Raw genomic sequence first — 25,223 nt, 5'->3', positions numbered from 1 at the left:
CGATGTCGCTCATCGGCGGTGCCGATGCGGTGCCGATGCCGCCGGCGCACCTGTTCCGGGCTCATCGGATTCCCCGATCTCTCCCATCGGAAGAGCCGTGGGCGAACATTTGACCGGCAAGTTTCCGTGGTCAACGCTGAGTTCAGGCCCTTCGGGACGACGCACACGACGCGGACGACGAGGGACCGCACAGGATGGGATTTCGACCGCACACGGCTTCGGGGGCTCCTTAATGCGGCACACAGTGAGAGTGGTGGGCATCGGCGGTTCCCGCCGGCCCGGTTCGCGGGCGGAACGGGCGCTGCGCCTGGTGCTCGACGAGGCCGAGCGGCTGGGCGCCGAGACCCGGCTGGTGCCGGGCGCGGAGCTGGTCCTGCCGCTCCTCGACCCGGGCGCGGCCGGCCGGCCTGCCGCCGCGGAGCGGCTGCTCGCGGAGGTGGCGGCGGCCGACGGGATCGTGCTCGCCAGCCCGGTCTACCACGGCGCCGTGTCGGGCCTGCTGAAGAACGCCCTGGACCACCTGGAGGGCCTCCGCGACGACGAGCGGCCCTATCTGAGCGGCCGGGCCGTCGGCTCGCTCGCGGTCGGCGAGGGCTGGCAGGGCGCGATGACCACGCTGTCGGCGCTGCGCGACACCGTGCACGCGCTGCGCGGCTGGAACACCCCGCTGGGCGTGGCCGTGAACACCTCGGTCACCGTCTTCACCCCCGACGGCGGCTGCGCCGACCCGCACGTGCGGGCCCAACTGGCCACCATGGCCGCGCAGGTGGTCGAGTTCGCGAACGCCCGGCGGGCGCCGCGCCCGGCCGAGCCGGTGCTCCAGGCGGGCTGACGGCCGGCCGGGCCGCCGGCTCCCGGCCCCGCGCCGGGTGCCGTACGCCGGCCCCCGGCCGCCCCGCCCGGCCGCGCCGCGGGACGGCCGCGCACCGCCTCCCGTACCCGAACCGCCCCGAACTTCTCGACGTCCACGCACGTCATGAACGCCACGCACGTCACGCACGCGCTCCGACAGGGACTCACGTTGACACACGACACCGACAGCGGCAGCGGCAGCGACCGGGCCAAGGACCTCTGGATCCGCCGCTTCCATCCCCGGCGGGCGGCGGAGCACACCCTGGTCTGTTTCCCGCACGCGGGCGGCGCCGCCAGCTACTACCACGCGCTCTCCGCCGCGCTCGACCCCGACGTCGAGCTGCTCGTGATCCAGTACCCGGGGCGGGAGAACCGGCTCTTCGAGGAGCCGGCGCGGTCGGTGGAGGCGCTGGCCGACGCGGCGGCGCGCTCGCTGACCGCCCGTGAGCTCGACCGTCCGGTGTTCTTCGGGCACAGCATGGGCGCGATCGTCGCCTTCGAGACGGCACGCCGCCTCGCCCGCACCGCGTCGCGGCCGGCCGCGCTCGTCGCCTCGGCCTGCGCCGCGCCCTCGCACCACGAGGCCCGCGCCGACCGGCTCGACGGGGCCGGCGAGGAGACGGACACCGAGGTGCTCGCCCGGATCGTCGGCCTCGGCGGCACGGATCTGGACGTGGCGGAGCACGCCGAGCTGATCCGGCTCTGCCTGCCGGCGGTGCGCGCCGACTTCGCGGCCCTGGAGCGCTACCGGGTGGCCCCGGACGTGACCGTGCCGTGCCCGGTCACCGTGTTCGCGGGCGACGAGGACCCGAACGTGCCGGTGGCGGACGCCGGTCTGTGGAGCCGCCACTCGGCGGCGGGCCCGGCCGACGTGCATGTCTTCGAGGGCGACCACTTCTACTTCAAGGCGCGGCCGGAGCCGTTCCTGGACCTGCTGCACCGCACGGTGCGCTCGGCGCGCAAGGGGGTGGCGTTCGCATGACCGCGAGCGGATTCGTCACGGAGGAGCTGGCCCGGCTCTGGTCGGAGCTGCTCGGCGTCGGCGAGCCGGCGCCCGGCGCGGAGTTCGCCGCGCTCGGCGGCGGCCCGGAGGCGGCGGGCCGGCTGGCCGTGCTGATCGACGAGGAGCTGGGCCTGACGGTGTCGCCCGCGGAGCTGCTCGGCGCGGGCACGTTCGCGGCGATGGCCGAGGTGGTGGACGCCGCGATGAAGGCACCGCCGGCCGGACCGACCACCTCCGGCACCGGCATCTCGGCCACGGTCCCCGGCCCGGCCCCGGCGGCGTTCCCGAACGCGTTCCCGGCGGCGGACGTGCTGCGCGCGCTGCCGCGCGGCGCGGACGCCCGGCCCGCGCTGTCCTTCGCGCAGCAGCGGCTGTGGTTCATGCAGCAGATCGACCCGGAGACCACGCTCTACAACGTGCCGACGGTGCTGCGGCTGCGCGGCGCGCTCGACCGGGCGGCGCTCGGCCTGGCGCTCGACGCCGTGGTGGCCCGCCACGAGGTGCTGCGCACGACGTACGCGGCACCCGCCGGCGTGCCGCACCAGGTGATCGCCGCGCCGGCGCCCGTACCGCTGCCGTTCACCGACGTGTCGGCGTCCGGCGATCCGGAGGCGGAGGCGCGGCGGATCGCCGACGAGGCGGCCCGGCACGTCTTCGACCTGGCGGCCGCTCCCCCGCTCGCGGCCCGGCTCGTGCGGGTCGCGGCGGACGACCACCGGCTCGTGGTGACGTTCCATCACGTCGCCATCGACGGCGGCTCGGTGGAGGTCTTCTACCGCGAGCTGGGGCTGCTCTACGGCTCGCCGGAGGGGCTTCCCGGGGCGGCGCTGCAGTACGCGGACCTCGCCGAGTGGCAGCGCGCCCGGCTCACCGGCGGCACGCTCGACGCCCTGGTCGGGCACTGGCGCGCGGTCCTCGGCGAGGACCCGCGCGCCCTGGAGCTGCCGACCGACCGGCCGCGGCCGCGCTCCAAGAGCTTCCGCGGCGCCGTCTCGACCCGGCTGCTTCCGGCGGAACTGGTCGGCGCGGTGCGGGCGTTCGGGCGCGGCGAGCGGGCGACGGCGAACATGACGCACCTGGCGGCGCTGTTCACGCTGCTCGCCGAGTGGTCCGGGAGCGAGGACGTGACGGTGGGCATTCCGGCCGCCGGGCGCACCCGGCCGGAGCTCCAGGACCTGGTCGGCTGTCTGATCAACATGGTGCCGGTGCGGGCCGGACTCGCCGGCGAGCCCGGCTTCCGGACCCTGGTCGGCCGGGTGCGCGCGGCGGTCCTGGACGCGGCGGCGCACCAGGAGCTGCCCTTCGACAAGCTGGTCGAGGCGCTGGTCACCCGGCGGAGCCGGGACTTCACGCCGGTGTTCCGGGTGATGTTCAGCTATCTGGGCGAGCGGCGCGCGCCGGTCTTCGCCGGACTCGGCCCGTGCGAGCTCGACTTGACGGGTCCGCAGGACACCGCGAAGTACGACCTGAGTCTGTACGTGGAGGAGCGCGGCGGCGACGCCGTGGAGCTGACCCTCGAGTACGACACCGATCTGTACGGGCCGGACACGGCGGCCGCGCTGCTCGCCGCCTACGAGCGGACCCTCGCGGAGGCCGTCGCCGACCCGGACACCCCGGTCGGCCGGCTGCCGGCCGCCCGGTCCTTCACCGCCACCCACCGAACCGCCACGCACCGAGAGGAAGCACGACCTTGACCGTTGACGGACGGGGCTCCGCGCCGGGGACCCTGCACACCTGGTTCGAACGGCAGGCGGAGCTGCGCGGCGACGCCGTCGCCGTGTCGGGCCCGGACGGCCGGCTGACCTACCGGGACCTGGAGCGCGACGCCAACCGGCTCGCCCACCACCTCCGGTCCCTGGGCGTCGGCCCGGAGGTCCCGGTGGCGGTGCGCCTGGAGCGGACCACGACGCTGGTCACGGCGCTGCTCGCGGTGCTGAAGGCGGGCGGGGCGTACGTACCGGTGGATCCGGCGAGCCCGGCCGAGCGCCAGGAGTTCATGCTCGCCGACGCCGGCGCGACGGTCCTGGTCACCGACCGGGCCGACGGCGTGCGCGGCACGGCGCACACGGTGCTCACCGGCCCCGGCGGCACCGATCTGTCGGGCTGCCCGGCCGAGGCGCCGGCGGACGGCGGCGGCGCGGTCGCCGCGAACCTCGCGTACGTCATCTACACCAGCGGTTCGACCGGCACCCCGAAGGGCGTCATGGTCGAGCACCGCCAGGTGACGGCGCTGCTCACCGGCACCCGGGAGCACTTCGGCTTCGGCCCGGACGACGTGTGGTCGATGTTCTCGTCGGCGGCGTTCGACGTGTCGGTGTGGGAGATGTGGGGCGCGCTGCTGCACGGCGGCCGGCTCGTGGTCGTCCCCGACGACGTACGCCGCGCGCCGCAGGACTTCCACGGGCTGCTGCACCGCGAGGGCGTCACCGTCCTCAACCAGACGCCGGCCGCCTTCCGGCAGCTCGTGCGGTACGAGGAGGAGCTGGCCGAGTCCGGTGGCACGCCCGCGGAACTGGCCCTCCGGGTCGTGGTGTTCGCCGGTGAGGCGCTGCCGCCACAGATGCTGCGGCCGTGGCTCGCCCGGCACGGCGAGGACCGTCCCGAGCTGGTCAACATGTACGGCATCACCGAGACGACGGTGCACTCCACCTACCGCCGGATGACCGAGGCCGACCTGACCGGCCCGGGCAGCATGATCGGCGAGGCCTTCGGCGGCTGGACGATGCGGGTGGCCGGTGCCGACGGGCTGCCGGCCGCGCCGGGGACGGCCGGCGAGCTGTACGTGGGCGGCGCGGGCGTGGCCCGCGGCTATCTGGGCCGTCCGGCGCTCACCGCCGAGCGGTTCCTGCCGGACCCGGACGCGACCGTGCCGGGCGCCCGCCGCTACCGCTCGGGCGACAGCGCGCGGGAGCTGCCGGCGGGCGGCGACCACGAGTACCTGGGCAGGCTCGACCACCAGGTCAAGATCCGCGGCTACCGGATCGAGCTGGGCGAGATCGAGAACGCGCTCACCGCGCACCCGGAGGTCCGCGACACCGTGGTGGTCGTGGACGAGGACGCGGCGGGCGACAAGCGCCTGGTGGCCTACTGGGTCGCCGCGGGGAGCGCGGCGGACGCGGCCGGTCCCTCGGAGCTGCGCGAGCACCTGGGGCGGACGCTGCCCGAGTACATGGTGCCGAACGTGTTCGTGGGCCTGGACCGGCTGCCGCTGACCATCAACGGCAAGGTGGACCGGCGGGCACTGCCGGCGCCGGAGGCCGTACGGCCCGATCTCGACGCCGACTTCGCGGCTCCGGCCACCCCCGTCGAGAAGACGCTGGCCGACGTCTGGGCCGGGCTGCTCTCCGTGGACCGGGTGGGCCTCGACGACGACTTCTTCGAACTGGGCGGGCACTCGATGCTCGCCACCCAGGCCGTGGCCGTGGCCAAGGAGCGGCTCGGGGTGCCCGTGACGCTGCGGATGCTCTTCGACCTGCCGACCGTACGCGAACTCGCGGGCGCGCTGGAGGAACTGCTCGCCGCCCGCCAAGACGACACCAACGAGGGGATCGCATGACCGCGCAGACGCACGGGACGGAGCTGCCGGAGCAGTCCGTCGCCATCATCGGGATGAGCGGACGCTTCCCCGGGGCCCCCGACGTGGACGCGCTGTGGCGGCTGGTCGTGGCCGGCGCCGAGGGCGCCACGCACTACACCGACGAGGAGCTGGCCGGCGCCGGCGTGCCCGAGGCGCTGCTCGCGGACCCGGCGCTCGTCAAGTCCGGTTTCCCGCTGGAGGGCTGGGACCGCTTCGACGCGTCCTTCTTCGGGGTCACCCGCTCCGAGGCGGAGCTGATGGACCCGCAGCACCGGCTGCTCCTGGAGACCGCGTGGCAGGCCCTGGAGCGGGCCGGCTACCCGGCGGGCTCCGTCGACACCCGTACCGGTGTGTTCGCGGGCGTCTCGGGCAGCGGCTATCTGCGCGAGCGGATCCCGCAGGGCGGCCCCGACGGCCGCGTGTCGGACGAGATCCAGGTGGCCGTCGGCAACGACCCGGGCATGCTGAGCCTGCGCGTCTCGTACAAGCTGGGCCTGACCGGGCCGAGCTTCACGGTGCAGAGCGCCTGCTCGTCGTCGCTGGTCGGCGTGCACCTGGCGGTGCAGTCGCTGCTCTCCCAGGAGTGCGACATGGCGCTCGCGGGCGGTGTGGCGGTGCGGGAGTTCGAGCCGCGCGGCTACACCTACGAGGAGGGCGCGATCCTGGCCCGGGACGGGCACTGCCGCCCGTTCGACGCGGAGGCCACCGGCACCGTGTCCGGCGACGGCGTGGCCGTCGTCGTCCTGAAGCGGCTGGAGGACGCGCTCGCGGACGGCGACCACGTGCACGCGGTGATCCGCGGCTCGGCGGTCAACAACGACGGCGCCGCCAAGATCGGCTTCACGGCCCCGTCGGCGCGCGGGCAGGCCGAGGTCGTCTCCGAGGCGCTCGCGGTGGCCGGGGTCGAGCCGGGCTCGATCCAGTACGTCGAGGCGCACGGCACGGCCACGCCGCTGGGCGACCCGATCGAGGTGCAGGCGCTGACCGAGGTGTTCGGCGGCGAACTGCCCGCCGGATCCGTGCACCTGGGCTCGGTGAAGTCGAACGTGGGCCACCTGGACGCGGCGGCCGGCGTGACCGGTCTGATCAAGGCCGCGCTCGCCCTGGAGCACCGGCACATCCCGCCGACCGCCCACTTCACGGCGCCGAACCCGCGGCTCGCCCTCGACAAGGGCCCGTTCCGCGTCGACGCCGAGGGCCTGCCGTGGCCCGCGACCGGGCTGCCGCCGCGCGCCGGTGTGAGCGCCTTCGGCATCGGCGGCACCAACGCGCACGTCGTCCTGGAGGCCGCCCCCACCGTCGAGGCCACCGGGCCCGACGAGGGCCGCCAGGTGCTGCCGCTGTCCGCGCGCACCCCGGAGGACCTCCGGGCCGTCGCCGAGCGGCTGGCCGACGCCCTGGAGGCCGAGCCCGAGGCGGGTCTCGCGGACGTCGCACACACCCTCCAGTCCGGCCGGGCCGCGCTCCCCCACCGCCGTGCCGTCGTCGCCGCCGACCGCGCCGAGGCCGTCGCCGCGCTGCGCCGGACGGTGCCCGCGACCGAGCCGGTCGCCGAGGACGCCGAGGCGCCCGCCACGGTGTTCCTGTTCCCCGGGCAGGGCGCCCAGTACGCGGGCATGGGCGCGGAGCTGTACCGCACCGAGCCGGTGTTCCGCGAGGCGTTCGACGCCTGCGCCGACATCCTCGCGCCGCTGACCGGCGCGGACCTGCGCGAGCTGGTGTTCGCCGCCGGCGACGACGAGGGCGCGCGCGAGCGGCTGCGGCAGACCCGCTGGACCCAGCCCGCCGTGTTCTCGGTGGACTACGCGGTGGCGCGCCTGCTGATGTCGTGGGGCGTGCGGCCCGACGCGATGACCGGGCACAGCCTGGGCGAGCTGGTCGCGGCCTGCCTGTCGGGCGTGTTCGGCCTGGCGGACGCGCTGAAGGTGGTGGCACGGCGGGCCGAGCTGATGCAGGATCTGGCGCCCGGCCGGATGCTGTCCGTGCTGCTCGACGAGCGGGCCGTCGCCGAGGCCGTCGAGGGCACCGGCGCGGTGGTCGCCGCCGTCAACGCGCCCGGTTCGTGCGTCGTCGCCGGCACCCCGGAGGAGGTCGACGCGGCCCGCCGCCTCCTGGAGGGCCGCGGGATCTCCGTGAAGGAGCTGGAGACCTCCCACGCCTTCCACACCCGGCTGGTCGAGCCGGCGCTGCCCGGGCTCGCCGAGGTGCTGCGCTCGGTGCCCCTGAACAAGCCGTCGATCCCCTTCCTGTCCAATGTGACCGGCACGTGGATCACCGACGAGCAGGCGACCGACCCGGAGTACTGGGTGGCGCACACCCGGCAGCCGGTGCGCTTCGCCGACGGCATCACCACCCTGGCCCGGCGCGGCCCCTCCGTCCTGGTCGAGGCCGGCCCGGGCAGCCAGCTGAGCGGCCTGGTCCGCACCCACGACGAGCCGCTGCCCGTGGTGACGCTGCTGCGCCGCCCGCGCGGCGAGGCCGCCACCCCGGCCGAGGACCGCGCGCTGCGCGAGGGCCTCGGCGAGCTGTGGCGGCACGGCGTGGCCGTCGACTGGACGGCGCTGCACGGCGGCCGCTTCCGGCGCCGGGTGCCGCTGCCCGCCTACCCGTTCCAAGGGCCGAGCCATCTGCTGCCGAAGCCGGAGGCGAAGGGCACGGTCGGCGTCCGCGAGGACGCGGCGCGCTGGACGTACGCCCCGGTGTGGCACCCGGCGCCGCTGCCTCAGGCGGCCGGCGAGAGCCCGCTGACGTGGCTGGTCCTGGCCGACGGGCGCGGGCTCGCCGACGAGGTCGCGGCCGGGCTGCGCGGCGCCGGCCACACGGTCGTCACCGTGCGCAAGGGCGCCGGCTACGCCCGTACCGCCGAGCACGAGTTCACCGCCGCGCCGTCGGCCGCGGGCGACCTGCCGCAGGTCGTCCGGGAGCTGCGCGGCGACGGCGTCACGCCCGACCGGGTGCTGCACGCCTGGTCGGTCGCCGGGCGCGACGGCTCCGGCGACGCCGCCGCGCGTTACGCCGAGGCCCTGGACAACGGCTTCCACGCCCTGGTGGGCCTCGCCCAGGCGCTCGGTGAATCCGGCGAGGACCGCCCGGTGCGCGTCGACGTGATCACCGACGACCTCCAGGACGCCTACGGCACGGCCGTGCTGCGACCCGAGCGGGCGACCGTGTACGGCGCGGTGACCGTGCTGCCGCAGGAGTACACCTGGCTGACCTGCCGGGCCGTGGACGTGAGCGCGAGCGCCCCGGCCGCCGCGGTGGCCGGCCCGCTGGTCGCCGAACTGACCGGCCCGGGCGCCGAGCCGCTCGTCGCCTACCGGGGCGGGCGACGGCTGCTGCGCGCCTTCGCGCCGGTCGGGCTCGCGCCCGTGGCGGCGGAGACGGCCTGGCCCGAGGGCTCCGGGTTCGTGGTCACCGGGCTGCCCGGCGAGGCGGGGCTGAGCTTCGCCGAGCACCTGGCGGAGTCCGGGGCGCGGCTGCTGCTCGTGGGCGACGCGGAGGCCCCGGAGGGCGAGCGTCTCGCGGCGCTGCTCGCGGACGACCGCGTCACGTACCGCGCCGCCGACCTCGCGGACCCGCGGCAGGCAGGCGAAGTCATCGGCCAGGCAGATGAGTTGTTCGGCGAGGGCGGGCTGCGCGGAGTGCTGCACTTCCCGGAGGCGCGGGGCTCCGGCCTGGTCGCGCTGAAGGCGCGGGAGGACTTCGACGCGGTCCTCGCGGCGCGGGTGCGCTCCACGCTGCTGCTCGACGAGCTGCTGACCGGCCGGCCGGAGGTGTTCCTGCTGGCGGGCTCGTCGTCCACCGGCATCATCGGCGGCTTCGGGCAGTCCGAGAACACCGCCGCCGCCGCGTTCACCGACGCCTGCGCGCAGGCCGCGGCGGGCGCCGGGCGCACGGTCGTGGCGTTCGACGTGGCCCAGTGGGCGTGGGACGACTGGTTCGAGCAGCAGATGGCGGGCCTGCCGGAGGTGCGGGCCGTGTACGAGCGGCTGCGTCACGAGCAGGGCGTGCCGGTGGCCGAGGGCCTGGGCCTGGCCCGGGCGGCGCTGGCCGGCGGGCTTCCGCAGGTCGTGGTGTCGCGGGCGGACTTCCAGGACGTGCTCGCCGACCAGGCGGGTCTGACGGCGTCCTCGTTCACCGACTCGCTGGGCGGCGGCCGGCAGGCCGCGGACGACGGCTGGGACCCGGCGACGGTGTGGCCGGACGACGAGGTCGCCCAGTCGGTGGCCCGGGTGTGGCGGGACATGCTCGGCGCCTCGCCGATCGGACCGGACGACGACTTCTACGAGCTGGGCGGCAACTCGCTGTTCGCCATCCAGATCGTGAGCCGGCTGCGCGCGCTGCACGGCGACTTCCCGATGAGCGCCGTCTTCGAGGCGCCGACCGTGGACGGTCTCGCGGCGGCGATCCGGTCGCACCAGGCGGAGGCGATCGGCCTGGACGAGTTCGAGGCGCTGCTGCGCGAGATCGAGGGCCTGTCGGCGGACGAGGCCGAGGCGAAGCTGAAGGGTGACGCGTGACCATGTCGGAGCAGAACACCGAGTCGGAGACCGCGCGGCGGCTCCAGGAGCGCCTCGCCTCGCTGTCGCCGAGCCAGCGTGCCGTGCTGGAGAAGCAGCTGCGCGAGCGCAAGCAGAAGGCGCCCGAGGAGCTGGGCGGCGAGAAGGAGCGTGCGGCGAGGGCCGCCGTGCCGCGCCGCGCGCGGCGCGCGGACAGCCGGATGGACTTCAGCCTGTTCTTCTTCTCCGGTGACGGCACGGCGGCCGGCCCGGGCAAGTACCAACTGCTCCTCGACAGCGCCCGGTTCGCCGACCGGAACGGCTTCAGCGGCATCTCCGTGCCGGAGCGGCACTTCGTCGACTTCGGCGGCCTGTACCCGAACCCGTCGGTGCTCGCCGCGGCCCTCGCGATGGTGACCGAGCGGATCCAGCTCCGCGCGGGCAGCACGGTGCTGCCGCTGCACCACCCGGTGCGGTCGGCCGAGGAGTGGGCGGTCGTGGACAACCTGTCGGGCGGGCGGGCCGCGATCTCCGCGGCCTCCGGCTGGCACCCGGACGACTTCGTCCTGGCGCCGGGTGACGGGCAGGCCCGCTACCCGCACCGCAAGGAGGAGATGTTCGACGCGATCGCCACGATCCGCCGGCTGTGGGCGGGCGAGAGCGTGGAGGTGCCGCGCGCCGACGGCACGCCGCAGAGCGTGCGTTCGCTGCCCCGGCCGATCCAGAAGGAACTGCCGGTGTGGGTGTCCGCGCAGGGCAGCCCGGAGACCTTCGTCAGGGCCGGCGAGATCGGCGCGAACCTGCTGACCGGTCTGGTGGCGCAGCGTCCGGCCGATCTGAAGGAGAAGACGGCCGCCTACCGCGAGGCCCGCGCGAAGGCCGGGCACGACCCGGACACCGGCATCGTCACCGCCATGGTGCACACCTTCCTCTGGCAGGACGAGGAGGAGGCGCGGGAGCTGGTCCGCGGCTCGCTGACGGGCTATCTGAAGACGTTCCTGGCACAGCAGGACAGCTTCGGCAGCGAGTTCTCCAAGCTCGGCGAGGAGGGGCAGGAGGCCATGCTGAACGCCACCTTCGAGCGCTACTTCGACTCCCTCGCGCTGCTCGGCACGCCCGACAAGTGCGAGTCGCTGATCGAGGACCTGGTGGACATCGGCGTGAATGAGGTGGCCTGCCTCGTCGACTTCGGCCTGGAGCCCGACGTGGTGCTCAAGGGCCTGGAACACCTCACCGAACTGAAGGACCGCTACCGGTCCGCGGAAGGGCAGCAGTCGTGACCGACTTCGCAGACCGGCTCGCCGGACTCACCCCGGCCCAGCGCGCCCTGCTGGACCGCACGATGCGCGAGCGCGCCTCGCGGGCCGCGGCCGTGCCGGCCCTCGGCCCGGTCGCCCGGCGCACCACCACGGACCCGGTGCCGCTGACCGTGGACCAGGAGCGGATCTGGCTCATCCACCAGTTCGACCCCGAGGACCCCGTCTACACGGTGCACTTCACGTCCCGGCTGCTCGGCGCGCTCGACGTGGCCGCGCTGCAGCGGGCGGTGGACTCGTTCGTCGAGCGGCACGAGGCCATGCGCACCACCTTCGCGCAGGACGGCGACAAGCCGGTGCAGGTGGTGCACCCGGCGATGGACGTGCCGATCCGGCACGTGGACCTGCGGTCCGTGCCGGCGGAGCGGCGCGAGAGCGAGATGGAGCGGCTGGCCACGGCCGAGCTGCGGGTGCCCTTCGACATCGTCGCGGGCCCGCTGCTGCGGGTGACCCTGATCAGGCTCGCCGAGGAGGAGCACGTGCTCGTCGGCGCGGTGGACCACCTGGTCTGGGACCGCGGCTCGATGGGCATCTTCAACGCCGAGATCGCCGAGCTGTACTCCGCGTACGCCACCGGCCGCGAGCCGAAGCTGCCGGAGATCGAGGTGCACTACCCGGACTACGCGCTCTGGCAGCCGGACTGGCTGCGCGAGGAGGTCGCGCGCCGGCACGTGCCGTACTGGAAGAAGCAGCTCGCCGGCGCCGACGCGGTCCTCGAACTGCCGACGGACCGGCCGCGCCCGCCGGTGATGACGGCGAACGGCGCCCGCCACCAGTTCCCGTTCACCCCGGAGCTGACGAGCGCGGTGAAGGAGCTGGCGAAGCGGGAGGGCGTGTCGGTCTTCGTGCTCCTCCTCGCCGCCTGGGAGGTGCTGCTCCACCGGCTGTCCGGGCAGGACGACATCCTGGTCGGCACCACCTCGTCGACCCGCGGCCGGCCCGAGATCGAGCCGATGGTCGGCTACTTCCTCACGGTCCTGCCGCTGCGCTCCACGCTGCGGCCCGGGATGACGGTGCGGGAGCTGCTCGCGGCGACCCGCACGACGATGATGGGCGCCTTCGACCACAACGACATCCCGTTCGGCACGCTCCTCGACGAGCTGGACCTGGACCGCGACCCGAGCCGGACGCCGCTCTACCAGTCGTCGTTCATCCTGGTGGACTTCCACTACGAGGAGCAGGCGCCGATGGCGGGCCTGCGGGTGGAGGAGCTGACCCTCGACAACCGGACGGCGAAGGACGACGTGATGCTGGGCGTCTTCGACGACCCGGGCATCTCCGAGGACCACTTCCACTGCCTCTTCGAGTACAACACCGACCTGTTCGACGACAGCACGATGGCGCGCTTCGCCCGTCAGTACACCCGGCTCGTCGAGCAGATCGTCGCCGACCCGGGCACGGCCGTCGCGGACCTGTCGCTGGTCGGCGAGGCGGACGCGCACCGGATGCTCGTGGAGTGGAACAGCACCGCGGCCGAGCGGGAGCCCGGCGTGGCCCTCGACGACCTGGTGCGACGGCAGGCCGCGGCCACACCGGACGCGGTGGCCGTCTCCTCGGGCGAGGAGTCGCTGACGTACGCGGAGCTGGTGGAGCGGGCCGGGCGGCTCGCCTCGTACCTGCGCGGCCGCGGCGTCGGCGAGGAGACCGTGGTCGGCGTGTGCCTCGACCGGTCGGTCGACCTGCTCACCGGCCTGCTCGGCGTGCTGATGGCGGGCGGCGCCTACCTGCCGCTCGACGCCGGCTACCCGGCGGCGCGGCTCGCCGACATGACCGGCGACGCCGGCGCCCGCCTCGTCCTCACCCGCTCCGCCCACCTGGACGTCCTCGCCGGCTGCCCGGGCGAGCGGGTCTGCCTGGACACCGACGCGGCCGGCATCGCCGCCGCCTCGCCCGAGCCGCCGAGGCCGGCGACGGCCGAGGACCGGCTGGCGTACGTCATCTACACCTCCGGTTCCACGGGCCGCCCCAAGGGCGTCGAGGTGACCCACCGCAACCTCGTCAACCTGCTGCTCTCGATGGCCGGCGAGGTGGGCCTGCGGCCCGGCGACACCCTCGCCGCCGTCACCCCGGTGACCTTCGACATCGCCGGCCTGGAGCTGTACGCGCCGCTGATCAGTGGCGCCCGGACGCACATCGTGCGCAAGGAGGAGGCCGTCGACGGGCGCAGGCTCGCCGAGGTGCTCGCCGAGACCGGCGCGACCGTGCTCCAGGCCACGCCGGCGACCTGGCACCTGCTGGTGGAGGCCGGCTGGGAGAACGACGGCACGCTGCGCGCCCTGGTGGGCGGCGAGGCGCTGCCGCCCTCGCTCGCCGAGAGGCTGGTCCGCGAGCCGGGCCGCACCTGGAACGTGTACGGCCCGACCGAGACCACCATCTGGTCGACCGCGCACCGCCTCGACAGCGGCACCGAGCAGATCTCCATCGGCCGCCCGCTCGCCAACACCCAGGTGTACGTGCTCGACGAGCGGCTCGCCCCGGTGCCGGTCGGCATGCCGGGCGACCTGTACCTCGGCGGCACCGGTGTGGCCCGCGGCTACCGCGGCCGGCCGGGGCTCACCGCGGAGCGGTTCGTGCCCGACCCGTTCTCCGGCCGCCCGGGCGCGCGCCTGTACGCCACCGGCGACAAGGCCCGGCTGCGCGAGGACGGCACGCTGGTCTTCCTGGGCCGCGACGACGGCCAGGTGAAGCTGCGCGGCTTCCGCATCGAGCTGGGCGAGATCGAGGCCCGCCTCGAACAGCACCCGGCCGTGCGGCGCGCCGTGGCCCTGGTCCGCGAGGACCGGCCCGGCGACAAACGCCTGGTCGGGTACGTGGAGGCCGAGGAGGGCCCGGCGCCGTCCCAGGAGGAGCTGCGCGAGCTGCTGCGCGGCTTCCTGCCGGACTACATGGTCCCGTCGGTCGTCGTCCGCATGGACTCCTTCCCGCTGAACACCAGCGGCAAGATCGACCGCCGGGCGCTGCCCGCGCCGGTGATCGAGCGCACGGCCGGCAGCTACGTGCCGCCGCGCGACGCCCTGGAGCTGGAGGTCGCGCACCTCTGGGAGGAGGTCCTCGGCGTCTCGCCGGTCGGTCTGCACGACGGCTTCTTCGAACTCGGCGGGCACTCGCTGCTCGTGCTGCGGCTGATGGCGGAGATCGAGCGCCGCTACGACGCGCGGCTGCCGATGGCCGCGATCTTCCGGGGCGCGACCGTGGAGCGCTTCGCGCGGATGCTGCGCGAGGGCTACACGGACGAGGACGGCGTCCATCTCATCGAGCTCGGTGCCGGGTCGGACGACGGGGCGGCCCCGGTGTTCTTCGCGCACCCCGCGGGCAGCGAGGTCGTCTGCTACATGCCCTTCACCGGCCTCGTCGAGGGCGGCCGGCCGGTGTACGCGCTCGCCTCGCCGCCGCCGGTGGACGGCCGGCTGCCGTTCGACGGCTTCGGCGAGCGGGCCGCGGCCTACGCCGGGCTGATCCGCGAGACGCAGCCCGAGGGCCCGTACACCGTGGCCGGCTGGTGCTACGGCGGTTCCAACGCCTACGCGGTCGCCGCCGAGCTGGAGAAGACCGGCGCCGAGGTGTCCGTGATCATGATGGACGCGCACGCCCCCGCGGTCGTCCCGGAGGGCGACGAGCCGGACCGGGCCGACATCGTGGAGGCCGTCGCCGCCAACCTCCAGTGGGACTACGGCGACCGGCTGAAGCCGGTCGACGAGCTGCGCACGATGACCCCGGACGAGCACCTCGACTATCTGCTCGACCTGGCCCGCGCCTCGGACTACCTGCCGCCGGACGCCGGCCGCGAGCAGATCGCGGACGTGCTGGACCTGTGGGTGGCCAACCTGCGGCTGCTGTGGAACTTCCGCCCCGACGCCGTCAAGGGCCGGGTCACGCTGATCCGCGCGGCGGAGGAGGAGCACGACCCGTCGGACTCCTGGCGGGAGCTGACGGGCCGGGACATCGACGTCCGCACCGTGCCCGGCAACCACTACACGATGATGCGCCACCCGTACGTGGAGGGACTCGCGGACGTCCTCAACGACGTGCTGCGCACGGACGCGAACGGAGGCGCCCATGCTTGAGCTGCTCAAGGACCGCACGTACATCCGCTACTGGCTGGCGGTCGTCGCGTCGTTCCTCGGTGACGCCATCACCAAGATCACCCTGATCTACGTGGTGGCCACCGAGACGTCCAACCCGGTGCTGTACGTCTCCCTCGTCGTGATCGCCCAGCTGCTGCCGTCCGGTGTGCTCGGCGCCTTCGTCGGCCCGCTGGCCGACCGGGTGCCGGCCCGGGTCCTGATGGTCGGCTCGGACCTGGTCCGGGCCGTCCTGGCCCTGCTGATGATCGTCGTACGGGACTCGCCGCTGCCGCTGCTCGCGCTGATCCTGCTCAGCGGCATCGGCAAGGCGTTCTTCGAAACCGCGCGGATCAGCGCGGTCCCGCTGATCGTGCGCGGCCACAGCATCCCCACGGCGGTCGCGCTGTTCCAGTCGACCAGCCACACCCTGAACCTGGTCGGCCCGGCCATGGGCGGTGTGCTGCTCGCCCTCGGCAGCGTCCCGGCGGTCTTCGTCATCGACGCGGGCACCTTCGTGGTCTCGGCGCTGCTGCTCGGCAGCATGGCCGTACTGAAGGAGGTGCCGGTGCCGGCCGCGAGCGGCGCCAAGCGCGAGTCGTACTGGCGGTCGCTGCGCGTCGGCATCGGCGGCGTGCTCGCCGTGCCGTCGCTGCGCTTCCTCGCCGTCGTGCTCGTGCCGGTCATGCTGGCGCTCGGCCTGTTCACCACCAACCTCAACACCCAGCTGCTCTCCGGCTTCCACCTCGGCGCGTTCGACTACGGCTTCGCTCAGGCGGCGTTCGGCGCCGGCTCGGTCGTCGGCGCGCTGATCGGTCCGCCGCTGGTGCGCCGGGCCGGCGACCGGAAGCTGCTGGTCTGGTCGATCGTCCTGTTCGCCGTGTCGCTGCTGCTGCTCGCCCCCACCGGGCGGCTGCGGGACACCCTCGGCCTGTCGGCCGTGCTCCTGTGGTGTCTGATCGCGGGCCTCGGCTCCGGCCTCTTCCAGGTGCCCGTGGCCAACACCCTGCTCAGCGACCTGCCGGAGGAGCTGCGCGGCCGCGGCGTCGGCCTGCTCAACGCGCTCATGGTCAACTTCATGATCATCGGTGTGGTGCTCGGCGGTGTCGCCGCCGACCTGGCCGGCATCGGCCGCTCCATCGTCCTCACCGGAGCCGTGCTGCTGCCCGTCGCCCTGCTCCTGGCCGTCTCCCCGCTCGGCCGGACCCGCGCCGCCGCCGAATCGGAGGCCGTCTCGTGACCCCCCACTCCCCCACCGAGGAGCTGCGGCTCCCGCTCACCCGGGCCCAGGGCCGGCTGTGGACGCTGGCGCAGCTGCGCCCGCGCGATCCCTTCTTCAGCGTGCCCTTCGCCGTCGACGTCGAAGGCCCGCTGGACGAGGACGCGCTGGGCCGCGCCCTCGCCGAACTGGTCCGCCGGCACCCCGCGTTGCGCGTCCGGATCGCGCGGGACGAGGACGGCGAGCCCGTGCAGTCGGTGCTCGACGCCGCCTCCGGCGTCCCGGCGCTGCCCGCCGCCGAGCCGGCCGGCGCGGACGAGGCCGAGGAGCTCGCCGCCGCGTTCGCGGCCGAGCCCTTCGACGTCGACGGCGGTCCGCTGCTGCGGCTGCGGCTGCTGCGCCTGACCGACGCGGCGACCACCGCGCACCGGCTGCTGGTGGGCGTCCACCACATCGTCTTCGACGGCGCCTCGCTCACCCTGTTCGTCACCGAACTGACCGAGCTGTACGGGGCGTTCGCCGAGGGCCGGCCGGTGGCGCTGCCGGAGCCGGCCGTGGCGTACGGGGACTTCCTCGCCGCCCGCACCGAGCGCGACGAGCAGGACCGGGCCGAGAACCTCCGCTACTGGACGGCCCGCCTCGCCGGCGCGCCCCGGGTCACCGAGCTGCCGGTTCGGGCTCCGCGCGGCCCGGCCGCCGGGCACGGCGGCGACCGGCGCACCGCGGAGATACCGGCCGGGGTCGTGGAGCCGCTGCGCGTCCTCGCGCGGAAGAAGCGGTGCACGCTGTACATGGTGCTCAAGGCCGCCGTGGACGTCGTGCTCAGCGCGTACGGCACCACCGACGTCCTCACCGGCATGGCCGTCTCGGGCCGCGACACCGTCGAGTCCGCCGGGCTCGTCGGCTACCTGACCCGGCCGGTGATCCTGCGGGCGGACGTCTCGGACGACCCGGAGTTCACCGAGCTGCTCGCCCGGGTCCGCGGCGACCTCCTCGACGCCCTCGACCACGCCGACCTCCCGGTCGACGAGGTCATCGACGCCCTGGACGTCCCCCGCGACCCCAGCCACCACCCGCTCTACCAGGTCATGTACACCCACCAGCCGGCCGCGCCCGAGCACCGGGCGGGCGGCGCGGTCTTCCGCGCGGGCGAGCTGCGGCTCCCCACGACCAAGGCCGACCTGGCGATCGACACGCTGGAGACGGCCGACGGCGGCCTGCACGCGCTCGCCGACTACCGCACCGACCTCTTCGACGCCGAAACCGCCGAGCTGCTACTGGACCGGCTGCGCGTCGTCCTCGAACGCGTCGGCGCCGACCCGGCCCAGCGGGTCTCCGCCCTGCTCCGCCCCGACGAGGCCCAGCGCCGCCTCCTCCTGACGGAGTGGAACCCGGCCGCCGGGGCCGGCGCGGCGGAGGAGTGCGTCCACACCCTGGTCGCCGCACAGGCCGCCCGGACCCCGGACGCGGTCGCCGTGGCCGCCGGGCCGCGCTCCTGGACGTACCGCGAGCTGGAGGCCACCGCCGAGGACCTGGCGGCGCGGCTGCGCCGGCTGGGCGTCGGACCGGAGACCCGCGTGGGCGTCTGCGCCCCGGCCTCCTTCGCCCTCGTCGCCGCCGAGCTGGCCGTCTGGAAGGCGGGCGGCGTCTGCGTCCCGCTGGCCTCGGACCTCCCGGCCTTCCTGCTCCGCCTGGCCGTGGCCGAGGCGGCCCTCGGGGTCGTCCTGGCGGACCCGGTGGCGGTGCCGTTCTTCGACCACACGCAGGTGCGGGTGGTGGAGGTGGACGCCGAGCGCTCCGTTCCCGCGGACGGCGCCCCGCCCGCCGAGGCGGCCCCGGCCGCGCGGCCCCGCAACGCCGCCGTCGTGCTCCGTACGGCCGGCGCCACCGGCGAGCCGATGCCCGTCGTCCTCGAACACCGCCAGCTGGCCTCCCGGTTGCGCTGGGCGGCGCGGGAGCTGCCCGCCGAGGCGCTCGACGCCGTCGTGCCGCTGGGCGCGCCGGACGCGGCGGGTGCCGTGTTCGAGCTGTTCGCCCCGCTGGTGCGGGGCGGGCGGGTCGTCGTCCCGGCCGGAGGCGCGGCCGGCACGGTCTGCGCGGCGCCGTCCGTGCTCGGCTCGCCCACCGGGACCGGAGTCGACAGCGCGTACGTCCTCGCCGCGGGCGAGCCGCTGGTCCCGGCGCGCATCCCGGCCGCGGCCGTGCACCAGGTGTACGCGGCGGCCGAGACGGGCGGGCCGGCGCTGGCCGGGCCCGTGGCGGCCGGCGCGGACGGGCCGGTCGCGCTCGGCCTGCCCGCCGACGCCACCGTGTACGTCCTGGACCCGGCGGGCCGGCTGCTCGCGCCCGGCGTCATCGGCGAGCTGCACATCGGCGGCTCCGCCGTGGCGCGCGGATACCTCGGCCGGCCCGGGCCGACCGCCGAGCGGTTCCGGCCCGACCCGTACGGCACCGAGCCGGGCGGCCGGCTGTTCGCGACGGGCGACCTGGCACGGTGGACGCCCGGCGGACGACTGGAGTTCGCGGGGCGGGCCGTCGAGCAGACCGGCGTCCTCGGCGTCCGGGTGGCGGCGGTGGACGTCCAGGCGGCGCTGCTCGCGCACCCGGACGTGGCCCGGGCCGAGGTGGTCCTGGCCGACGGCCCCGCGACGGCGGATGCGCCGGCGGCCGCCCGCGCCCTCGTCGCCGCCGTCACCGCACGGCCCGGTGCCGGGCTCACCGCCGACGCCCTGCGCGCGCACCTCGGCCGGATCCTGCCCGGCTATCTCCTGCCCCACCGGCTCGAAGTGCTCGACCGGCTGCCGCTGCTGCCCAGTGGCCGCGCCGACCGGACCTCGCTGCTCAAGGCGGTCGCGCAGGCGGCCGAGCGGCGCGCCGCGCGGGCCGCGGCGGAGGCGGCGGAGCGGCCGGTGAGCGAGGTGGAGCGGCTGGTGGCGGACGCCTGGGAGCAGGTGCTCGGGCGGGCCGTCGGCGCGGAGAGCGGGTTCTTCGACGTGGGCGGGAACTCACTGCTGCTGGTCCGGCTGCGGGACCGGCTGCGGACGGCGCTGGGCCGCGAGGTCGATGTGATCGACCTCTTCCGGCACTCCACGATCCGGGCGATGGCCGCGTACTTCGGCGAGGGTCCGGGCGAGGGCGGGGGGAGCGGCAACGGGGCCGCCCCGGAAGCCGGTTCGGATCGCGGCCAGGCCCGGCAGCAGGCGCTCAGGGCGCGTGCCCGGGCCCGCACGACACGCACGACACGTACTCAAGGGGGATCATGATGACGGCGACGCCGGCACCCGGGCTCACCGGGGACTTCGAGGCCGACACCACGACGCTGACCCGCTTCCTGGCCGATCTGGCCGAGCGGTCGGAGGGCGAGCCGGTGCACGGGCCGCTGCGCACGGCGGCGCGCCTGGCGCGGCGGCGGTTCATGGAGCGGCACGCGGACCGGCTGTACGAGGAGCTGACCGACGGCCGGCGGGCGCATCACCGGCTCGACGACCTGGCCACCGCGGCGGCGCAGCTGGTGCCCGGCCTGGTGCCGACGAAGGACGAGCTGGAGGCGGAGCGGCGCCGTTCGCAGCGGGAGAAGCTGGGTCTGGAGATCGACCACGGCATCCTGTTCTGGGGCCTGCTGCAGTCGGAGCTGTCGGGGCGGCACCTGCTGGACGCCATGCGCCGGCCGACCGAGCGGGCGCTCGCGGCCCTCAGCGGCTTCCGGGCCACCGGCCGCGCCGACTTCGGTGTGGTCACGGTGGAGCGGCGCGGTGACATCGGCGAGGTCACCGTCGACAACACGGCGTTCCTGAACGCCGAGGACGATCTGCTGGTCGCCGCCCTGGAGGCGGCCGTCGACCTGGTGCTGCTCGACGACGCGGTGCGGGTCGGCGTGATGCGCGGCGCGCCGATGACGCACACGCGGTACGCCGGCCGCCGGGTGTTCAGCGCCGGCATCAACCTCACCCGCCTGTACGAGGGCCGGATCTCGCTGATCGACTTCTTCCTGACGCGGGAACTGGGCTACATCCACAAGCTGCTGCGCGGGCTCAGCGTGCCGGACGACGGCCGCGACTGGTGGCCGGAGCCGGTGGAGAAGCCGTGGATCGCGGCCGTGGACACGTTCGCGATCGGTGGCGGCGCGCAGATCCTGCTGGTCTTCGACCGGGTCATCGCCACCGAGGAGGCGTATCTGACGCTGCCCGCGCTGCGCGAGGGCATCATCCCGGGCGTCGCCAACCTGCGGCTGCCGCGGGTGGCGGGCAACCGGCTGGCCCGTCACATGATCATCGCGGACCGGCGGATCGAGGCGGACTCCGCCGAGGGCCGGCTGCTGTGCGACGAGATCGTGCCCGAGGAGGGCATGGCGGAGGCGATCACGGCGGCCGCCGGCGTCCTCGCCGCCCCGGCCGTGATCAACAACCGGCGCGTGATGCACGCCCACGAGGAGCCGGAGGACGAGCTGCGCCGCTACATGGCGGCCTACGCCATCGAGCAGAGCCGCCGTCTCCACAGCCCCGACCTGGTCGAGAACCTGGAGCGCACATGGATATCGAGGAACCGATGACCGCCGAGACCCCCACCGCGCCCGTGCCCGACCCGGCCGACCCGGCGCAGCAGCTCACCTTCTACCGGCGCTTCGAGAACTCGGCCCTGGCGCTGCCCGACCGGCCGGCCCTGGAGATCGGCGCCGAGGTCCTCACCTACGGGCAGTTGCGCGCGCTGGCCCTGACGCTGGCCGAGCGGATCGTGCGCAAGCACGGCGGCGTGCCGCGCCGGGTGGCGCTGGTCGCCTCGCGCTCGGTCGCCGCGTACGCCGGCTATCTGGCGATCCAGCGGCTCGGCGCGGGCGTGCTGCCGCTCAACCCGGACCACCCGCAGCAGCGCAACCTGGACGTGGCCCAGCGGGCCGGCGTCGAGGCCGCGCTCGTCGGCCCGCGTTCGGCGGGGCTCTTCGACGCGCTGCCCGAGCGGTACCGGCCGACCGTCCTGGACCTCGACGACTCCGAGCGGGCCGATTCCGCGCCGCTGGGCGACGGGCTGCCGCCGGTGCCGGACGACCTGGACGCCGAGGCGTACATCCTGTTCACCTCGGGCTCGACCGGCCAGCCGAAGGGCGTGCCGATCCTGCAGCGGCACTTCTCTCCGTTCCTCTCGCACAACATCCCGCGCTTCGAGATCCGGCCGGGCTCCCGGATCTCCGGGGTGTTCGGGCTGACCTTCGACGCGCACGCCTTCGACCTGTTCGCCACCTGGGGCGGCGGCGGCACGCTCGTCGTGCCGTCGGCCGCGGAGCTCTACCGCCCGGTGGACTTCATCGTGGAGCGCGAGCTCACCCACTGGTTCTCGGTGCCGTCGGTGATCCGCGAGGCGCAGCGGCTCGGCAACATGCCGCTGGGGCGCGCCGTCACCCTGCGGCACAGCATCTTCGGCGCCGAGCCGGTCACCCGGCAGCACGTCGAGCTGTGGCGCGAAGTGGCTCCGCACACCGCGATCCACAACGTGTACGGTCCCACCGAGCTGTCCCTGTGCTGCACCAACCACCTGCTCACCGGCCCGAGTTCCGACTGGCCGGAGTACGCGGGCGGCACGGTGCCGATCGGCACGGTGTACCCGCACATGGAGGGCGTGCTGCTCGACGAGGACGGACTCCCGGCCGAGCAGGGCGAGTTGTGCGTGCGCGGCCCGCAGCGCTTCGACGGCTACCTGGACCCGCGGGAGAACACGGGCCGTTTCCTGAGCTACGAGGAGGGCGCGGGCCCGGCCGTCGTCTACGACGGCTCCGAGCCGCTCACCGACCGCCACTGGTACCGCACCGGTGACCGGATCCGCCGCGAGGACGGCGTCCTGATCCACAACGGCCGGCTCGACCAGCAGGTCAAGCTGCGCGGCCACCGGGTGGAGATCGGCGAGGTGGAGGCGGTGCTGCGGCGCCACCCGAACGTGGTGGACGTGGCCGTGGTCGCGGTGACCGCCGAGGACGGCGAGACCGAGCTGGCCGCCGCCTACGCGGGCCGCGAGGTGGAGCCGGCGGCGTTCGACGCCTGGCTGCGCGACCAGATGCCGCTGCACATGGTGCCGGCACGGATCCGGCTGCTCGACGGGCTGCCGCTGAACGACAACGGAAAGACGGACCGCCTCGCACTGGCGCGGATCCTCGGCACCAAGGAGGGGTCATGACGGACGCGCTGGACGAGACGGGCGGGGCCGCCGACACGGCGTTCTGGCGGTCCGCCCTCGACGGTCTGGAGCCGCTGGAGCCGCCGCTCGACCGGCCGCGCCCCACGGCCCCGGAGGCCGCGCCGGCGGTGGCCGGGCACACCGTGACCGTCCCGGCCAGGGCCGCGGACGCGCTGCGCAAGGCCGCGGCCGAGCTGGGCGTCGGGCTGCCGGTCGCGCTGCTCGCCGCCTACCGGACGGTGCTCGGCCGCTGGGCCCGCAAGCGGGACGTGGCGGTGGGCGTCCCGGTGGACGGGAACCTGGTCGTGGTCCGCACGGAGCTGCGGGGCGACGGCTTCGCCGCGCTGACCGCGCGGGTGGACGCCGCCGTCCGGGAGGCCCGGGCGCACGCCGCGACGCCGTTCGCCGAGCTCGCGGCGGCGCTCGGCGCCGGGCCGGAGCGGTCGGGCGGCCACCACCCGCTGGTGCAGGCCGTGTTCGGCGCGGCCGCGGACGGATACACGGCTCCGGCCGGGTACTGCCCGCCCGACCTGGCGCTGTCCTGGGCGGACGACGAGGAGGCCGGGCTGCGGCTGCGGCTGCACTACCGGACCGCGCTGTTCACCGACGCCACCGCCGAGCGGTTCGCGGGCTCGCTGCTCACCCTGCTCGCCGGTGTCTGCGACCGGCCGGGCGCCGCCCTCGCCGACCTCGACATCGTCCCGGCCGAGGAGCTCGCGACCCTGGAGGCCTGGGGCCGCAACGCCGCCGCCTACCCGACGGGCGGCACCGTCGCGGGCCTGTTCGCCGTGCAGGCGGCCAGGACCCCGGACGCGGTCGCCGTCGTCTTCGGCGCCGAGGAGGTCACGTACCGCGAGCTCGACGCGCGGGCCGGGCGGCTCGCCCGGCACCTGCGGGGCCTCGGCGTGGACCGGGACGTGCCGGTCGGCGTGTGCCTGGAGCGCGGCACCGAGCTCGTCGTGGCGCTGCTCGCCGTGCTGAAGGCCGGCGGGGCGTACGTCCCGCTCGACCCCGAACACCCGGTGGAGCGCCTCGCGTTCGTGCTCGCCGACACCTCCATGCCGGTGGTCGTCACGCAGGAGTCGCTGCGCGACCGGCTGGCCGGCGAGGGCCGGGTCCTGGTCGCGGTGGACACGGACCGGACGGCGATCGAGGCGCACGAGCCGGAGACGGGTTCGCTCACCGGCGCCGGGCCGGACGACCTCGCGTACGTCCTCTACACCTCCGGCTCCACCGGCACGCCCAAGGGCGTGGCCGTCACGGTCGGTTCGCTGGTCAACCTGCTGTACGGCATGCGGGACACCTTCCCGGCGCCGCAGAGCGAGCGGGTGCTCTTCACCACCTCCGCGACCTTCGACATCGCGGGCGTCGAGGTGTTCCTGCCGCTGATCACCGGCGGCCGGGTCATCGGCGCCACTCGCGAGCAGGTGCACACCCCGCGCGCGCTCGCCGAACTGATCGACCGGCACGCGGTGACGCTCGCCCAGGCCACCCCGTCCGCGTGGCGGCCGCTGCTCGACGCCCTCGGCGACACCCGCCGCGAGCTGACGGTCTTCACCGCCGGCGAGGCGCTGCCGGCCGAGCTGGCGGCGCGGATGCTGCGCGCGGGGCGCCGGGTCGTCAACGGGTACGGTCCGACGGAGACCACCGTGTACGCCACGCTCGCCGAGATCACCGAGGCGGCGGGCCCGGTCCCGATCGGCCGGCCGTCGCCGAACACCGAGCTGTCGGTCGTGGACGAGCACGGCCGCCGCGTCCCGGTCGGCGTGCCCGGCGAACTCCTCATCGGCGGCGCGGGCGTGGCCCGCGGCTACCTCGGCCGCCCGGACCTGACGGCGGAGCGCTTCGCCGACGGCGTCTACCGCACCGGCGATCTGGTGCGCTGGCTGCCCGACGGCAGCCTGGACTTCCTGGGCCGGCTCGACCACCAGGTGAAGGTCCGCGGCTTCCGCATCGAACTCGGCGAGATCGAGGCGGCGCTGCTCGCGCACGCCGAGGTGTCCGAGGCCGTGGTGGCCGTGCGGGACGACGCGGTGCCGGGCGAGCGGGCGCTCGTCGCGTACTGCGTGCCGGCGGCCGGGCGCACGCTCGGCGTGACGGCGCTGCGCGAGTGGTGCGGGCGCACCCTGCCCGGCTACATGGTGCCCGCCGTGTTCGTCTTCCTCGACGCGCTGCCGCTCACCGGCAGCGGCAAGACCGACCGCACCGCGCTGCCCGCACCGGACGGCGACCGGTCCGCGCTGGAGGCCGCGTTCGTTGCGCCGCGCAACGCGGCCGAGCGCGCGGTGGCCCGGGCCTGGGCCGAGGCCCTGTGGGCGGACGAGGTCGGCGCGCACGACGACTTCTTCGAGCTCGGCGGCGACTCGCTGGTCGCCACCCGGGTCGCCCTCAAGCTCCAGGACGAGTTCGGCCTGGAGATCCCGGTCCGGGTGCTCTTCAGCCTGACGACCGTGGAGTCCCTCGCGCAGGCGCTGATGACCGTGCGCCGCGGCGGCGACTGGCCGGCGGCCTGAAGCCCCCGTGCCTTCTTCTCC

12 protein-coding genes are annotated in these 25,223 nt (G+C 75.2%); all 12 read left to right on the top strand.

All coding sequences use genetic code 11. The annotated features are described in order from the left end of the window. Window positions 1-253: 253 nt before the first annotated feature. Window positions 254-832, top strand: a complete 579-nt coding sequence (locus tag ACFYU9_RS16250; RefSeq protein WP_389213388.1) for an NADPH-dependent FMN reductase — start codon at window positions 254-256, stop codon at window positions 830-832. Between the two features lie 189 nt (window positions 833-1,021). Further along, window positions 1,022-1,834 (top strand): thioesterase II family protein, encoded by an 813-nt coding sequence (locus ACFYU9_RS16245; RefSeq protein WP_389345130.1) that lies wholly within the window; start codon window positions 1,022-1,024, stop codon window positions 1,832-1,834. Then, the gene (locus ACFYU9_RS16240; protein WP_389345129.1) at window positions 1,831-3,549 is read left to right on the top strand and encodes a condensation domain-containing protein; all 1,719 of its coding nucleotides are present in this window, start codon (window positions 1,831-1,833) and stop codon (window positions 3,547-3,549) included. The genes ACFYU9_RS16245 and ACFYU9_RS16240 overlap by 4 nt, the downstream gene beginning before the upstream one ends. Then, entirely contained in the window at window positions 3,546-5,411 is a 1,866-nt protein-coding gene (locus ACFYU9_RS16235) for an amino acid adenylation domain-containing protein (protein WP_389345128.1), read from the top strand. Before ACFYU9_RS16240 ends, ACFYU9_RS16235 begins: the two co-directional genes overlap by 4 nt. Next, window positions 5,408-9,952 (top strand): beta-ketoacyl synthase N-terminal-like domain-containing protein, encoded by a 4,545-nt coding sequence (locus ACFYU9_RS16230; RefSeq protein ID WP_389345127.1) that lies wholly within the window; start codon window positions 5,408-5,410, stop codon window positions 9,950-9,952. The genes ACFYU9_RS16235 and ACFYU9_RS16230 overlap by 4 nt, the downstream gene beginning before the upstream one ends. 2 nt (window positions 9,953-9,954) lie before the next feature. Next, a complete protein-coding gene (locus ACFYU9_RS16225) occupies window positions 9,955-11,211 on the top strand; it encodes a MupA/Atu3671 family FMN-dependent luciferase-like monooxygenase (protein WP_389345126.1) in 1,257 nt (418 codons plus the stop codon). Beyond that, window positions 11,208-15,311: an amino acid adenylation domain-containing protein gene (locus ACFYU9_RS16220; protein ID WP_389345125.1), complete on the top strand. Its 4,104-nt coding sequence runs from the start codon at window positions 11,208-11,210 to the stop codon at window positions 15,309-15,311. Before ACFYU9_RS16225 ends, ACFYU9_RS16220 begins: the two co-directional genes overlap by 4 nt. Continuing rightward, window positions 15,304-16,548: an MFS transporter gene (locus ACFYU9_RS16215; protein ID WP_389345124.1), complete on the top strand. Its 1,245-nt coding sequence runs from the start codon at window positions 15,304-15,306 to the stop codon at window positions 16,546-16,548. Before ACFYU9_RS16220 ends, ACFYU9_RS16215 begins: the two co-directional genes overlap by 8 nt. Then, entirely contained in the window at window positions 16,545-19,790 is a 3,246-nt protein-coding gene (locus ACFYU9_RS16210) for a condensation domain-containing protein (RefSeq protein WP_389345123.1), read from the top strand. Before ACFYU9_RS16215 ends, ACFYU9_RS16210 begins: the two co-directional genes overlap by 4 nt. Further along, the gene (locus tag ACFYU9_RS16205) at window positions 19,787-21,076 is read left to right on the top strand and encodes an enoyl-CoA hydratase/isomerase family protein (RefSeq protein ID WP_389213370.1); all 1,290 of its coding nucleotides are present in this window, start codon (window positions 19,787-19,789) and stop codon (window positions 21,074-21,076) included. Before ACFYU9_RS16210 ends, ACFYU9_RS16205 begins: the two co-directional genes overlap by 4 nt. Next, a complete protein-coding gene (locus tag ACFYU9_RS16200; RefSeq protein ID WP_389345122.1) occupies window positions 21,055-22,689 on the top strand; it encodes an AMP-binding protein in 1,635 nt (544 codons plus the stop codon). The genes ACFYU9_RS16205 and ACFYU9_RS16200 overlap by 22 nt, the downstream gene beginning before the upstream one ends. Further along, window positions 22,686-25,202 carry an amino acid adenylation domain-containing protein gene (locus tag ACFYU9_RS16195; protein ID WP_389345121.1) on the top strand — a complete coding sequence of 839 codons (2,517 nt, stop codon included), beginning with the start codon at window positions 22,686-22,688 and terminating at the stop codon, window positions 25,200-25,202. The genes ACFYU9_RS16200 and ACFYU9_RS16195 overlap by 4 nt, the downstream gene beginning before the upstream one ends. Window positions 25,203-25,223 lie beyond the last annotated feature (21 nt).

The sequence above is a fragment of the Streptomyces sp. NPDC004327 genome (genome assembly GCF_042873935.1).
Taxonomy (GTDB): Bacteria; Actinomycetota; Actinomycetes; order Streptomycetales; family Streptomycetaceae; genus Streptomyces.
The sequence above is the reverse complement of the archived record's forward strand: the minus strand, read 5'-3'. Positions and strand labels throughout refer to the sequence as shown.